The sequence below is a fragment of the Gordonia sp. N1V genome, from assembly GCF_029269935.1.
Taxonomy (GTDB): domain Bacteria; phylum Actinomycetota; class Actinomycetes; order Mycobacteriales; family Mycobacteriaceae; genus Gordonia; species Gordonia polyisoprenivorans.
On the sequence record NZ_JARJDD010000030.1, the window covers coordinates 23,146 to 37,945 of the forward strand.

The window sequence follows — 14,800 nt, forward strand, 5'->3', positions numbered from 1 at the left end:
GACAGTCCTTGGTAGAGAGGGATATGGAGGGTGATGGGGCGGTCAGTGCCCGCGGAGGTAGGCGACGACGTTGTCGCGGTAGTCGAGGAAGCCCTTGTACGCGGCGATGCGCTCGTCGAGGGTTTCGATGACGGTGGCCAACTGCTCGGCCCACGCCGGGATGCGCCGGACCTCGTCGAGCGAGGCCATGAACGTGCGGATATTGAACGTCACCGCACCGGAGGTCGGCAACCGGACGAAGTGCTCGAGTTCGATCCGAAGCCGCGCGCGACCGTAGTCGCCGTCGGCGATCATCGTGGGTATGTCGCGACCCCACTCGGGCAGTTGTTCGAGGCTGACGTCGAGCTTGTGTGAATCCGATGCCGACAGCGTCCAGTTGACCCGCCGATAGACCGCGTCGGCGGGTAGCCGACGGAGGAACTGTTCGGCGCGCGCGACGATCCCGTCGCGGATCAAACCCGGTACCGGAGCGTGGATTTCATACATGTCCATGCCGACGTCGAAGGCCACCGACCAGGCGGCTGCGAAGGTGACGATCCCGGCGTCGAAGTAGAGCCGGCCGTCGCGTTCGACGACGAGGAGCAAGTCGTCGGGGACCTCGCGCGCGAGGAACTCCAGCGGATGGCACGGGAGGCTCTCGAGGTCACCGAGAACGAATTCGGCGTCGGTGCCGAGTAACTCGTTGCGCCAGTGGAACCACCGGTCGGCGCCTTCGGTGAGATGCATCACGGTGGGGTAGGCCAGTGCCAGATCGCGGAGGTAGTACAGCAACAGATCCCAGCAGGCGACGTCCATTCCGGGCATGATCCGCACACGCGACGGATCCTCGTCGAGGATGCGACGTCGTTCGCGCATGTAGTCGAGATATTCGGCACCACCGAGGTCGACGAGGTGGCGTCCCCATTCCCCACCGCGCGTACGCCGCGGGACGCGGGCGGGCTCGACGTTGACGGTGTAGGAGAACTCGGAAGCGTCGTCGGGAAACGGCCACGGGATGTTGGCGCAATGGTCAACGGGCTGCGAAAGATACTCGCGGGCCGCGGGAGTCAGTGAGTCGAGACTCGACAGATCAGGGGTCGGCGAATCAGGGCTCGGCGAATCAGGGCTCGGCGGAGTGGATGTCGATGCGGTCAGGGGCGGGGTGAGGGTCACAGGTCCACCTCGATCTCAGGGCTGTCGGGCAGGGCACGCGATACGCAGCACATCATCGCGGTGTTCGCGGTCTTTTCCTCGTCGTCGAGGACGAAATCACGGTGCAGCACGGCACCTGCCCGCACCGGGATGCGGCATTCGCCGCACACTCCTTGCCGGCACAGGTTGGGCACCGCGACGCCGTGATCGAGAAGGCGCTCGAGCAGTGAGACCCCGGAGGGGACGTCGAGGCGCTCGCCTGTGGAGGCGAGCCGAACCAAGAACGGGTCCCCCGGGTCTTGTTCGGGTGCGGCGAAGCGCTCGAGATGGACGCGCGCCGCGGGCCACCCGGCGTCGGCGGCCAATTGGGTGTAGGTGTCGAGGAGCGCAGCAGGCCCGCACGCATACGCATGGGTACCGAACGGTTGCACCGCCATTCGCGATCGGATGGCGGAAATGGTTTCCTCCACCCCGCAGGCCTCCAGGACGGTGATGCCGTCGTGGGACGCCATCGCACGCAGGTCATCGAGGTGCGCGCCATGCCCGGGCCGATAGGAGTAGATGACCTCGGCGGTCACCCGAGAATCGCGCGCCAGCGCCCGGACGTGGGAGAGGATGGGGGTGATCCCGATGCCGCCGGCGATCAACAGCGCGTGCCGCTGGTCGAGGACGGGCGCGAACATCGAACGGGGACCCTCGATCTCGACCGTCGACCCCTCGGTGAGTGTGTCGTGCAACCAATCCGATCCGCCGCCTTCACCGCGTCGCAGGACCGAGATACCGTAACTGGTCGGCCACAGCCCGTCGTCGACGAGGGAATAGGCGTTGCGCACAGTGCTTCCGGGCGCACCGATCGTGACGATGAGGTGGCTGCCCGGCTGATACGGCACCAGCGACGGACCGTCATCGTCGGCCGGAACGAATCGGAAGTGGGTGACCGACTCGGTGAGTGCGCGTTTCTCGACGACACGCATCAATCGGGGTCCGGTGTGATAACCCGGGTGCAGATGTGTGCCCGCCGCGGATACGTCGGCGTCGTCGACCCCGTTCGAAGCAGCTCGGGTCACCACAGCTCCGGTCATGACAGCTCCCCGGCGTCGGCGGCGGAGGCGAGGAAACTTCCACGCGTGGCCGAATGATGCTCGTGGATCTCGATTCTCATCGAGCATCCCGGGCAGTCCACGGTCTCGCCTGGGCGGGCGAGAATGCGGCTGGTGGTGTGGCAGTGGGCGCAGTAGACCGGCAGATCGTCGGTAGAGGTGACATGGGCGGACAGTTCGTCCGCGATTGCCCCGGCCGCTCGTGCGACGGCGAGTGCGATCATCACATCGAACTGACCACCGGTGATCATCACCCTGGTTCCGGTGACGGACTCGTCGAGTGCGCGCCGCAGCGTCGCGACATCGTCCGCGTCGGTGAGTGTATCGAGGACCACCAGTCGGGTGGCCCCGGATTCGCTGGCCTTGGCGACCCAGGTGCGCGCGGTCTGTGCAGCCGACGGATCACCGCCGATCGATACGATGAGGAAGGCGGCGGCCTCGAGGTTCACCTCGGGTGGCGTGGCCGGCCACCGCGGCAGCCCGGGGTGCGGCTCGGGACTCGGTGGCGTCGGCGCGGCATCCCGCAACCATTGGGCGGCACGGTCTTTGTACTTGATGATGCCCTTGTAGTCGGCCATGTCTGCGGGCAGTTCGGCGAGCACGTCGGCGGCGCGCCGACGCCAGGGCTCGACGCCGGCGAGTTGTTCCAACGGAAGCATGTATGTGCGGATGAGGAACATCAGCGCACCCGAGTCGGGCAGCCGGATCAGGTGCTGGACCTCGACGCGAAGATGCACCAGGGCGCCGAATTCGGTGTCGTCGACATGCGCGATCGTCTCGCGGTCGGGACCCCATTCGGGGTAGATCTCGGTGGAGACGTCGAGTCGGCGGCCGATGGTCAGCGTCCAGTTGGTGCGGCGGTAGGGCTGATGTGGCTGAAGGCGTTTGAGGAATTCGTGGGCGCGGGTGATGACGCCCATCTTCTTCACGCGCGGGACCGGCCCGTGGATCTCCAGGAAGCTCATGCCGACGTCGAATCCGAAGCTCCAGTCGGCGGCGAAGGTGATGACTCCGGCGTCGACGAAGAGTTGCTCGTCACGCTGATCAAGCAGGGCCACATCCTCCTGGACCTGAGAGGTGATGTAGCGCAACGGTTCCTCACCCAGCGTGGCCTGGTCGCCGTAGCGGAAGTCGGCCTCGACACCGAGCAGGTCGTTACGCCACTGCCAGGTGTCGGGGCCGGTGGCGGTCAGGTGCATGTGGTCGGGGTAGGCGAGGGCGAGCTCGCGCATCAGTGTGAGCATCGCGTCCCAGGCGGCGGGCACCATGTGCGGCAGGACGGCGTGGCGGGTTGGATCGGACGCGAGAACCGCTGCGCGAGCGTCGAGTTCGTGATGGTACTCGGCGTCGATGTCGACCACGGCGGCACCCCACTGGCCGGCCGCGGTCACGCTGGGTGTGCCCGCAGGCTCGACGTTGGTGCTGTAGCGGTAGCGATCCTCGGGGAAGGGGAACGGGAAGCCGGTGACGAGGTCACCGGCGGCGTCGGGGGCCGGGGCAGGTGGCAGATCGATGGTCACAGTGGTATCTCCAGGGTGCATCCGTCGGCGGCGCGGGAAACGCAGGGCATCACTGCGTCTCCCGCGTTCTTCTCCTCGGCACTGAGGTAGAGGTCTCGGTGGATCGGGGTGCCTGCGGTGACGGGGATGCGGCATTCACCGCACACACCCTGACGGCACCGGTTGGGTACGGCCACGCCGGCCGCTTCGATGGCCTCGAGCATGCTGGTGCCCGACGGGACGTCGAGTGTGATCTCGCTACCGGTCAGGTGCACCTGGAAGGGATCGCCGGCATCGAGGGCGTCGATCCCGAAGCGCTCGAAGTGGATTCGTGACTCCGGCCAGCCTGCGGCCTTCGCGGAGTCGACGACGTGGTCGATGAGCCCGCCGGGTCCGCAGACGTACAGGTGGGTTCCCAGCGGTTGCGTGGTCAGGACCTCGGCCAGCCTGGTCACGAAATCGGCACGGACGGTGTAGAGTTCGGCCCGGCCGTCGGTGAGGGTGGTGACCTCGTCGACGTGCGCGGCGTTCTCCGGCCGGAAGGTGTAGAGCACTTGGGTGTCACGGTGCCAGCGGCGGGCCGCCCGCAGGTGCGAGAGGATCGGCGTGACACCGATACCACCGGCGATCAGCAGGTGTTTGGTGGCGCGAGCGATCGGCGGAAAGGCGCTGCGCGGCAACCACACCCGGATCTCATCGCCCACCTGTAGTCGGCTGTGCATCCAGCGTGAGCCGCCCGCGCCGTCGGCGACGCGCAGAACCGAGATCGAATACTCGGTGGGCGCGGTGCCGTCGGACACAAGACTGTAGGCGTTGGTGTACGGGCCGGCCCGCACCACCAGGTGGCTGCCCGGGACGAAGCCGGGTAGCGGCACGCCGTCGGCGCAGCCGGATCCTCGTGCACCGTCGGCGAAGGTGAAGGTGCGGATGTCGCGGCCGCTCTTCACGATCGAGGTGACGCGCAACGTCATCGTGCCGTCCTCGGGGACAGAACGGGCGGGCCGACTGGTCGTGAGGGTCATGCGGTGTCCTCTCGATTCGGGGTCTCGGCGTCGGCCATGAACCCGAGGAACGCGCCGCGTCTGCGGGAGACGTGGTAGTACACGAGAAGTCCACGGCCGCAACCGGTGCAGTCGACGATGTCGTCGATATCGGCAAGCGCCGAGGTGACCGTCCGACAATGCGAACAGAACACGTCGATCGGGCCGGCACCGACGGGTTCGACCACGAGTTCGTCGTCCTCGATCCCGGCGGTGACCGCCGCCGCTCGCACCGTCAGACAGGCACCGACCGGTCCGGCCACGTACACGCGCACACCGACCGTCGCCGAGGCCAGCGCATCCCGCAGCGCGTCGGTGGCCTCGGCGGGCGTCTCGACGCAGATGAGTGTGCTCGGCCTGCCCGACGGCAGGGTGGCGACCCGCTCGGTAGCCCACGCGTGCGCGGCCTCACCGATTCCGATGACGAGGTACGACGCGCCGTCGGGCGTGCGGTCGGCGCTCGGCGGGGTGACCTCGCCGAGCCCGGCGGGGCGTGCCCACGCCGGGATGCTGCTGAACGGGATCTGGGCGGCGGTCTCCGCCGAGATCTCAGAGGTGGTCATGGCAGAACTGGTCCGTTCCGGAGGGTCGGGCGGTTCAGAGCAGGGTGGAGTCGCGATGCCCGGCGTAGAACGCGAGCGCGTAGCTCGGGGTGCTGAAGTAGATCTTGGAGCCCTTCGGGAAGAAGATCGCGTCCTTGGCCTTGGCCACCGTCTTCTGTCCGGTCTCCTTGTTCTCCAGCAGGAACTCGCCCTCGAGGACGACCTTCATCTCGTCATAGGCATATTCGTAGTACAGCGGCGCGTCGGTGTGACGGAGCTCGAAGTAGCCCGAGCACATCTCGCTGCCGTCAGGGTTTTCATAGACGTCACCGATGAAGCCTTCGGTTCCGGGATACTCGGACTCGGGCATCTTCGGCAGGTTCTCCCACGCTCCGCTGGTGACCCGGAACTCGAGTGCGCTGTTGGTTTCGACGGTCATATCTACTCCTTCTGGTCGGTCGGTTCTCCAGGGAACTGGATCACCGTAGGAAACTTGTTGCCTGTGATTAGACTCTCGGACTGTTTCGAGAGTGTGACGACTGTGTTGAATGACAGGCAACATGTCCAGCGGTGGGAAATTCGGGCAGTTCTGCCCGGGTTGTCCACCACGTGTGCCCGGGTCCGACAACTGTCGGACCCGGGCACACATAGGCGTTGCACTGTCTACTCACCGTGAGGCGGCAGACCTCATGAACGATGCGCAGCTTCCCTGTCGGCCGCACGCTGGAATCCGACCTCGTCTGATGCACACGCCAAACAGATCAGCTGATGACCAGCCGACGGATCGCGGTCCATCTCATAGGCGATGTAGCTGTCACCGCACGCGTGGCAACGCATACGCGCCTCCCACATGTCCTCGACCTCGTCGCGAGGATCGTGCGGACGCTCCATCGTGAACCAGCCCGGCTTGCTGAACCTCAGCGCCAGCCCGTAGATCACGGCGGCGAGCACGAAGGACACCGGTGGCGCCCACACGGCACCGGCCGAACCACCTGCGGCCACCATGGCGATACCCACCACGGCCGAGACACCCCACGCGGTGACGCCACCGGGATTGATCGCGGGCACACGGCCGGGCCGGAATTCGAGCGACTCCGCCTTCATACCCCGCACCCGCATCCAGCCGATGTGGGTCAATGCGATCGCCACCCAGCCGACGATGAGCACGCCCTGATACTGCAGCGAGACCGTGATCCAGCTCAGCACGTTGGTGAGCATCATGAGATAGACGACCACAGCTACCACGATCACCCAGAATGTGCGCGGCATCGAGAACTTGACGGTGCGGGCGAAGAAGTTCTGGAAGTTCGTCGATGCGAGATAGAAGTTGCCGCTGTTGACCCGCGTCTGACTGACGAGCACCCAGAGCAGGCCCCAGATACCCATCATCGAGATGATCCCGAGGATCGCCGACTCCTCGCTCAGGGCGCCGGCGATCGAGATCGTCTGCGCGAGGAAGATTCCCACGGCCGCATTGACGAGCAGGGCCGCGACGTAGAAGGGCGTGCCGAAAGTGATGTGCGAGTTGAACCTCACATCGGCGGGACGACCGAAACGGGCGTAGTCCCACGCCATCATCGTCACCACCCACACCCCCATGTAGATGACGAAGGCATACCACCAGCCGGGCACGCCGAGATCGGCACTCGAAGACGGTGTGTAGGTGAGCCACTCGTCGCTGTAGCCGTACTCGACGATGGCCCACACCACCGAACCCACGAGTCCCAGCACGTAGAGCGGTAGGAGTAGGCCGTTGAGCCGGTCCAGCCAGGTCGCCACCCCGCGCCACGCCAACGGTGCCTGATAGAGGACCACGATCAACGCCCAGAACGCGATCGGCAACCCGCCGAAATAGGCATGCAGCGCCGAGACGACGATCGAACCCTCGGCGACCACGTAGTAGGTGATCGTGATGCCGAACAATGCCGCGGCGAAAGCCGAGCCAGCTCGGCCGAAAAGCACCCGGGAGAACAGCGACACGCTCGTCCCCGTCGTGTTGGCCACCCGCGCGGCGACGGCGTTGATGAGCCCGTAGGCAATGACCGACAGACCGATCCCGATGAGGGAGTTGATCGTTCCAACGGCCAGGGCGACTGTCGCGCCGACCACCACGAAGAACATCGCGCTCATCAGACCGAACCAGGCCATGGCGACCGACACGCGGCCGGTGCGCCACGAGAGCGGCACGATGTGCAGTGAATAGTCCTCTGCAGCAGCTTTTTCGAGAACATGGGGATCATCGGTGTAGGTGATCTCCGCCGGCGGCAGACTGCCTGAGGCAAGTGGTTGGGCGTCTGTTGACATTAGTACTCCTCTGTGCCGAAAGGTTTGACGAAAGTCGATGGCGGGCCACGGCGTCATTGCCGCGACCCGCCATTGGGTTGTTGTGGAAAGGGTTTGGTGTGGAAAGCGTTTGGTGTGGGAAGGCACCGACCGATACGGGCCGGCGCGTCACTGCGCGCGAGTCGGCCTCACACGGTGGCGGACTGCTCGATGCGCAGGGTGTCCTTGACGAAATCCGTTGCGGGGTCGTCAGTCCAGTGCGTGATGGTTCGACGCTGCAACATCGCGCGGAACTGTGTGGTGGTGTTCTCGAGCACCACACCGGTACCCCAGTTGAGGATGACGCCGTACTGGCGTACACAATCCATCTCGTTGATCAGGCCCGCCCGATACTCGTCGGCGACCTCTTTCGGGTCCCGGCGCATCCACTCGTGCCGATGCGATCGGATGTAGGACCGCGCGAGGTCAGTCGCCGCCTCGTCGATCTCGTACTCGAAGACCTCGGGATCGATCTCGCGGATCACCACGCCGTAGTCCTTCTCCGCGCGGCCGATACTGACGTAACCATCGATGACGTCCTCGAGGACCGCGGCGGGATCACGCTGCAGGGCATCGCCGAGACCGCCTCCGCCGGCCGAGGGACGGGTGAACTCGTCGCCCGACTTGATTGGCAGGGCCGCGAAGATCGAACCGAGATACTGCTCGTCCGGCGTGCCCTTGTTGAGCCAGACACCATGCGGAATCGACGGCAACCCGCCCCACAGCCCCCAGGTCACCGAGCGTTCCCGGTCACAGCAGTACGACATGACGGTGTTGTCGCTCGCCCACAGTCGACCGCCCTTCTCCGCTCCGAGGCCGCCACGGAACTTCCCGGGGCCACCCGAATCCGGAACGAGCTCATGGCAGGACGTGAGAACCGGGGCCAAGCGTTCCTGACCTTCGAAAGGCTGTGTGCCGTACTGCACTCCGAAGACGGCGGCCGATCCGTTGTAGCCGTCGGCGCCGTTGCGGGCACCCCAGCCGCCCATCATCCAGTCGTACCACATGAAATTCGGACTTCCGTCCTCCCTGCTGTCGCGGCCTCCCACGAGCAGATACTCGAGATTGAAAGTGCACGCCATCGCACGCTCCGGTTGAATATCCGACCAGATCTCGAAGACCGAACTCATGATCTTCTCGAAGGGACCCGAGCAGAATCCCGCACAGGGAGAAGGCCAATCGGCGTTGACGACCGAGCCCGCCGGACCGAGATCAGCGGTCACCACCCGATAGAAGCCGGAATTCAGTGGAATATCCGGGAATTGCATCTTCGTACCGGCCACGATGCCGGCGAACGACCCACCGAAACCCGCATTGAGCATCGAGGAGATGGAGGCATGTGACCCGCTGAGGTCGTAGTGCACGCGGTCACCCTCGATGGTCATCTTCATCGTCACCGGGATGAGCCCCTCACCGCGCGCCGGGTCCTGGTCGATGTAATCCTCGGTATACCAGACACCGTCGGGCAGGGCGGCGATCTTGGCGCGGGTCAGGTCTTCGACGTAATCCTGGACCTCGGCCATCGCCGTCTTGATCGTTTCGACACCGTACTTGTCGCACAGTCGTTGGATCTCGCGCTCGGCGACCCGTGTCGCCTCCGCCTGGGCTTGCATGTCGCCGATGATGTCGCGCGGGTTGCGGGTGTTCTTCGCGATGAGATAGGCGACGTCGGTGAGGAATTCGTCCTTGCTCCACAGGCGCGTCGGCGGAATCCGCAGACCCTCGCCCATGTGATCGAGTGCCTTGACGTTGAACGATCCCGGCGTTGCCCCACCCACGTCGGCCCAGTGCCCATTGGCCTGTGCATAGCCGAGCAGTTCGCCTTCGTAGTAGATGGGTCGGATGATGCGGGTGTCGTTGAAATGGCTGCCGCCCTCGTAGACGTCGTTGATGACGAAGACGTCACCGGGGTGGATGTCACCGTCGAACTGACGGATGACCGCCTTGGCGGTGTAGTGCAACGTGCCGACGTGCGCGGCGATGTCGCCGGTGCCCTGCATGACCGTGTTTCCCTCGGTGTCGCAGATGGCCGAAGAGAAGTCGCGGGAATAGATGACGAATGAGTAGCAGGTCCGCAGGATCTGCTCAGCCATCTGGTCGACGGTGTTGATGAAAGCGTTCTTGAGGACCTCGAAGGTCACCGGATCGAGCGAGGTTGGCATGGGTTTTTCCTGTTCAGTAGGGCGGCAATGTATTTCGGGAACAGATCAGGAGGCGAAGGTCAGGATGAGGTTTCCCCACTCGTCCACGGTCGCCGTCGTCTGTGGCGGAACTACCGTCGTCGAGTCGAGTTGGTCGATGATGCACGGACCTTGCAGTACTGCTCCCGCGGGCAGCTCGCCGCGGTCGTACACCGGCGTCTCGAGTCGGGTGGCCTCGTCGGGAAACAGGACCGAGCGCAGTTCGGTCGGCGTCGGGGCGAAGGTGGCCGGATCGATGAGCTCGGCGCGCGGAGCGTCGGTCCGCGGGGTCAATCCGATGGCGCGCACCGAGATCCGATAGATCTCCACCCCGCCGTCCTCGGCAGAGAAGTTGTGCTCCTTGAGATGGTTGGCGTGGAAGGTCGCGACCACGTCGTCGAGACTCGTCAGCGGCATGCTCACCGGCACCGCGATCGCGCGCCACTGACCCATATACCGCATGTCGAGGTAGTACTCGAAGACCATGTCCTCGGCTGCCACGTGCTCGGCCTCGAGTCGGGCCCGCCCCTGTTCACGGAGGTCCTCGAACGAGCTGACGAGATGGTCGAGATCGGCTTCGCTCGCATCGGTGAGGTACATCGTGGTGATGTCGTGCTGGATGTCGACCAGCATGCACCCCATCGCCGAGGTGACACCGGGATGGGGCGGAATGATCACCGTTGGAATGCCGAGATCCTTTGCCAGATAAGCAACATGGAGTGGACCGGCACCACCGAAGCCGACCAGGGCGAAGTCCCGGGGGTCGTGTCCCTTGCGGATGGAGATGAGTCGAATCGCATCGGCCATGTTGGCGTTGGCGACCTTGATGATCGACTGCGCTGCGGCCTCGGTGTCGAGCCCCAACGGGGCGGCGATCGTGGCGACGGCGGCGTGCGCGAGCTCGTCGTCGAGCTCCTTGACCCCACCGGCGAGCTTCTTGCCGACGGTTCCGAGGATGAGATTGGCGTCGGTGTTCGTGGCGAGGTCACCACCACCGCCGTAGCACGCCGGCCCGGGTTCCGAACCCGCGGACTGCGGCCCGTTGCGCAGCGAGCCCGCATCGTCGAGCCAGGCGATCGAGCCCCCGCCGGCGCCGATGGTCAACACCTCGATGCTGGGAAAGCAGATGGGATAACCGAACTCGACGCTCCACATGTTGGTGGTACCGAGGACCCCGTTGTCGGTCAGGGACACATCGGTGGACGTCCCGCCCATGTCGAACCCGATCGAGTTCTCGTAGCCGCACATCCGGGCGATGTGCCGACTGGCGAGCGCTCCGGCCGCGATACCCGAAGCGGCAAGGCGCGCACCGTACTTCTCGGCCATCGCCGGTGTCATCACACCGCCGCCCGAATGAAGGAGCAGCACGTCGTTGTCGTAGCCGCTCTCGGCCAGGCGCGACTCAAGGGTCCGGGCATACGGACCGATGATCGGGACCAGGGCGGCATTGGCGACGGTCGTGGAGAACCTCTCGTACTCGAAGATCTCCGGGAGCACGTCGCTCGAGGTGGTGATGGCCACGCCCGGCAGCTCCTCTGCCAAGATCTCGGCCATCACCTCCTCATGCTCGGGATTGGTGAACGAGTTCACGAAACATACTGCCACCGTTTCGATTCCGCGGCGTCGCAGAACTCTGGCCACCTCGCGGGCCTCGTCCTGATCGATCGGCTCGAGGACCTTGCCGTCGTAGCCGATGCGCTCGGTGACGGTGAGCCGATTGCGTCGCGCGACGAAGGGCTTGGCCACCTCCTGGTACGGATCCCACGACTCGCGATCGCCGCGTCGGATTTCGGTTACGTCCCGGAACCCCTTGGTGGTGACGATCGCGATCTTGGGAAAGTTGCGTGTGATGAGCGCATTGGTCGCGATTGTCGTTCCGTGCGAGAAGAACTCGACGTCCCTCCAGTCGATTCCGGCCTGCTTCATCCCGGCGAGGACACCCTCGATCGGATTCGCCTGCGTCGGATACTTGGCGGTGACGATCCGGCCGTCGCCGCGCTGGACGAAGACGTCGGTGAACGTCCCGCCGATGTCGACGGCCGTGCGGATCGTGGGACTGCTGATGGCCTCGGTCATGGGTGCCTCCTGAACGGTGTCGCTGTCGCACACAGACAACAGCCCGAAGGCCCACGGCCACAATTGGTTCAACACCCAACTCGGATGACCGCGAGGCTGGAGAATACGACACGCCCGTCCCTCGGCACCTCGCTGATCTGCGCGAATCGTCCACCGACCCGCGTTACATCGAGATGACGACACGCCGGCGTAATCCGTCGTCACCCGACCGCAACATCGCAGGGCCGCCGATCCGCCCGCGCCGACACCCCGAGTCGGCATCGCGGTGGCATAGTGGGGTCAATCACGAAGCCGGTAAAGGGGTGCGACGTTGAAGATCGGGATGCTCTTCTCGCTGTCCGGTCCGGATGCCCAAACAGGCCAGTCCATCCTCGACGGGGCGCTGCTCGCCGTCAGCGAGGTCAACGACCGCGGCGGGGTCGGTGGACGACCGGTCGAGGCGGTGGTCGTCGACGACCGCTCAGAGGTCTCGGCGCTGACGCGTGGGGTCGGCGAACTGTGTGAGACGCATGCGGTCGATCTCGTCGTCGGCGGATACACCTCGGCGAGCCGGGTTGCCATGATCCCGCTGATCCACCAGTTCCGGTCGCTGTTGATGTACCCGACCTATTTCGAAGGCGAAGAGAACGATTCACGGGTGTACTACTGCGGAGCAGCACCCAACCAGTACATCGCCGACTACCTTCGCTGGATCGCCGGCCACCTCGGCCGGCGTGTCTACATCGTCGGGTCGGACTACATCTATCCGCGTATCCTCACCGAGGCGATCCGCCGTCTGGGCGCGCAGCTCGACATCGAGATCGTGGCAAGCAGGTTCGTTCCCCTGGGGGAGACCAGGTTCGGCGCGATCGTCGCCGACCTCTCCGAGCGGCAACCCGACGTCGTCCTGTGCAACCTGGTCGGCGTGCACTCGACGTCCAGCTTCTACCAGCAGTTTGCGGCGGCCGGACTCACGGCCGACCGCGTACCCATCGCCGCCACCGTCACCACCGAGATCGACCTGGCACACATGCCGACCTCGATCAGCGATGGTCACTACATGGTCGGTACCTACTTCTCGGCACTGGACTCACCGATCAATGCCGCCTACCGCGGAGGTCTGTCGGCCGTTCGCGGACAGCGGTGGGCCCATCCGGCGCAGGTCGGCGCCTACAACGCCGTCCACGCCGCATGCCTGGCCGCAGACCAGATCGATCTGACCGGTGCCGACTCACTGAACGCGGCCATGACCGGCGTGCGCTTCGACGGAAACCCGGAAGGGGCACCGTTCTATTTCCGCAGCGATCACTACAGCGTCCACCCGTCTTACCTGGTGCAGGCGCGCGACGGCGCGTACGTCATCCTCGAGGAATTCGGCACCCGCGTGCCGGAGCCCTGGTGGTCGGGCAGCTCACCCTCAGCCGCGATTCGGTGACTCCGGCTGCATCGACTCCCGTAGACACAGGGCCAGGTAGTAGTCGCTGCGGTCCCCGGTGGTGGCGAGTCCCCGACCGCTGAGGTTCTCGATCCTCGACAACCGATAGCGCAGGGTATTGATGTGGATGCCCAATTCATTTGCAGTGGCACCGAAGTGGCCGTCGAGCGCCAGAAAGGTGCGCAGGGTCCCGAGGTACTGCGTACCGCGACGTGCGTCGTAGTCCTCGACCGGGACCAGCAGCGTTCGGATCAAGGTGTCGCGCGCGGTGGGGTCTCCGGCGAGTAGTGCCCCCGCGGTCGTCGGCGGTAACGGCAACCGATCCAGCGGGGCGTTGACCTTGCGCGCGGTTCGTTCCGCGAGCTGTCGCCCGCTGATGAATCCACGCACGAGATCGTCGGCGCTCTGCAGGACACACGAGCTGAACCCGACGTTCACGGTGAGTCCGTCCCGGGCGGCGAACAAGCGCGCCAACCCTGCCAGGCTGTCCTCGAATGCTTCCCCGGCATCGGCGGTGTCCGACGCTTCCCATTCGACAAGGGCATAGGCGCACGGGCCGTGAGCTCCTGCCACACATCGGGTTCCCGCATTCACCGCCACGTCGTGCAGCGCGTCGACGAGAAACGCCGGCGCGGAATCGTGCTCGTCGACCACCAGCACGATCGCCCGTACCCGTGCGCCGGTGGTGAACCCGAACGATCGGACCCAGGGGTCGAGTGTGGCCGACGGGGCGTTCGCCTGCGCCAATTCGCGGATCAGCGCCGCTTCTATCGAGGCCCGTGCCGATCGCCGTACCTGCAACGCGTGGCGCCACGCCGCCACCGCGCGGACCAGCGAGTCGACGGAACGTCGACTCAGCTTGCGGCGATGCGGATTCAGGATCACCACCGAGGTGCCCGGCGCCACCTCGATCCGCAACGACACACCCTGCAGGGCGGCACCGGAGAGCTTCGAGGGTTCACTGCCGAGGACGTCGATGACCCGTGCCGCCGGACGCATACCCGGGGTGCCCGGGATCAGGCAACCCGACAATGCCAGCCACACCTCGGTCCCGGTGTCCTCGGCATGACGGCCCAGCAGCTTCTGGATCTCCGACACGTCGGTGGCGTCCTGAACCGCGCGATCCGACGGTGCCGGCCCTACAGCTGAACGGATCTCGTCGACGGTTGTGGTTCGCGGAAGCACGAACACCGGCAGGGACGACCGCAGACAATCATGGACAAACTCGGGCGGTAGTCCGAGATCGTCGTTGTCGACGAGCACCGCCACCCCGCCACCGGATCGGATGCGCTGGGCAAGGGTTGCCGGGGTCACCACATCCGGCCACTGATGGCGCGCGACATACACCAGCGCACCACGGGCGACCTGCGGTTCGCCCCGTCTGGTCACCTCACTGATCCCGTGCACCTCGTGCTCGCGGCTTCGCTCCACCAATCCCGGCGTCAGGGTTATCAGACCGTGCCGCGCAAGGATGTCGTCGACGGTTGTCACCACAT

Annotated in this window: 11 protein-coding genes; 1 reads left to right on the forward strand and 10 read right to left on the reverse strand. The window is 65.4% G+C overall.

Features of this window, described 5'->3' with window-relative positions; all coding sequences use genetic code 11:
• Positions 1-42 precede the first annotated feature (42 nt).
• The 9 genes from P3L18_RS25640 to P3L18_RS25680 all read right to left on the reverse strand — a co-directional run bounded on the left by P3L18_RS25640 (position 43) and on the right by P3L18_RS25680 (position 11,890).
• Positions 43-1,068 carry a DUF3445 domain-containing protein gene (locus P3L18_RS25640; RefSeq protein ID WP_276115724.1) on the reverse strand — a complete coding sequence of 342 codons (1,026 nt, stop codon included), beginning with the start codon at positions 1,066-1,068 and terminating at the stop codon, positions 43-45.
• An 80-nt stretch (positions 1,069-1,148) separates the two neighbouring features.
• Complete coding sequence (locus P3L18_RS25645; RefSeq protein WP_079931953.1) at positions 1,149-2,213, reverse strand: PDR/VanB family oxidoreductase; 1,065 nt, start codon at positions 2,211-2,213, stop codon at positions 1,149-1,151.
• Positions 2,210-3,751, reverse strand: coding sequence for a DUF3445 domain-containing protein (locus tag P3L18_RS25650; protein WP_276115706.1), 1,542 nt, complete (start codon positions 3,749-3,751; stop codon positions 2,210-2,212). Before P3L18_RS25650 ends, P3L18_RS25645 begins: the two co-directional genes overlap by 4 nt.
• Positions 3,748-4,752, reverse strand: a complete 1,005-nt coding sequence (locus tag P3L18_RS25655; RefSeq protein WP_079931955.1) for a PDR/VanB family oxidoreductase — start codon at positions 4,750-4,752, stop codon at positions 3,748-3,750. Before P3L18_RS25655 ends, P3L18_RS25650 begins: the two co-directional genes overlap by 4 nt.
• The gene (locus tag P3L18_RS25660) at positions 4,749-5,333 is read right to left on the reverse strand and encodes a dimethylamine monooxygenase subunit DmmA family protein (RefSeq protein WP_079931956.1); all 585 of its coding nucleotides are present in this window, start codon (positions 5,331-5,333) and stop codon (positions 4,749-4,751) included. The genes P3L18_RS25655 and P3L18_RS25660 overlap by 4 nt, the downstream gene beginning before the upstream one ends.
• A 34-nt stretch (positions 5,334-5,367) precedes the next feature.
• Entirely contained in the window at positions 5,368-5,751 is a 384-nt protein-coding gene (locus P3L18_RS25665) for an ethanolamine utilization protein (protein ID WP_006368878.1), read from the reverse strand.
• A gap of 248 nt (positions 5,752-5,999) precedes the next feature.
• Positions 6,000-7,616: a thiamine permease gene (locus tag P3L18_RS25670; protein ID WP_276115707.1), complete on the reverse strand. Its 1,617-nt coding sequence runs from the start codon at positions 7,614-7,616 to the stop codon at positions 6,000-6,002.
• Positions 7,617-7,783: 167 nt separating this feature from the next.
• The gene (locus tag P3L18_RS25675) at positions 7,784-9,796 is read right to left on the reverse strand and encodes a hydantoinase B/oxoprolinase family protein (protein ID WP_265077218.1); all 2,013 of its coding nucleotides are present in this window, start codon (positions 9,794-9,796) and stop codon (positions 7,784-7,786) included.
• Between the two features lie 45 nt (positions 9,797-9,841).
• Positions 9,842-11,890, reverse strand: a complete 2,049-nt coding sequence (locus P3L18_RS25680) for a hydantoinase/oxoprolinase family protein (protein WP_265077217.1) — start codon at positions 11,888-11,890, stop codon at positions 9,842-9,844.
• Positions 11,891-12,200: 310 nt separating this feature from the next.
• Here P3L18_RS25680 and P3L18_RS25685 point away from each other — a divergent pair, with 310 nt between their 5' ends.
• The gene (locus tag P3L18_RS25685) at positions 12,201-13,304 is read left to right on the forward strand and encodes a transporter substrate-binding protein (RefSeq protein ID WP_253194094.1); all 1,104 of its coding nucleotides are present in this window, start codon (positions 12,201-12,203) and stop codon (positions 13,302-13,304) included.
• On the opposite strand, the gene P3L18_RS25690 is transcribed toward P3L18_RS25685, so the two are convergent.
• Complete coding sequence (locus P3L18_RS25690; RefSeq protein WP_139765812.1) at positions 13,287-14,795, reverse strand: PucR family transcriptional regulator; 1,509 nt, start codon at positions 14,793-14,795, stop codon at positions 13,287-13,289. The genes P3L18_RS25685 and P3L18_RS25690 overlap by 18 nt on opposite strands.
• Positions 14,796-14,800 lie beyond the last annotated feature (5 nt).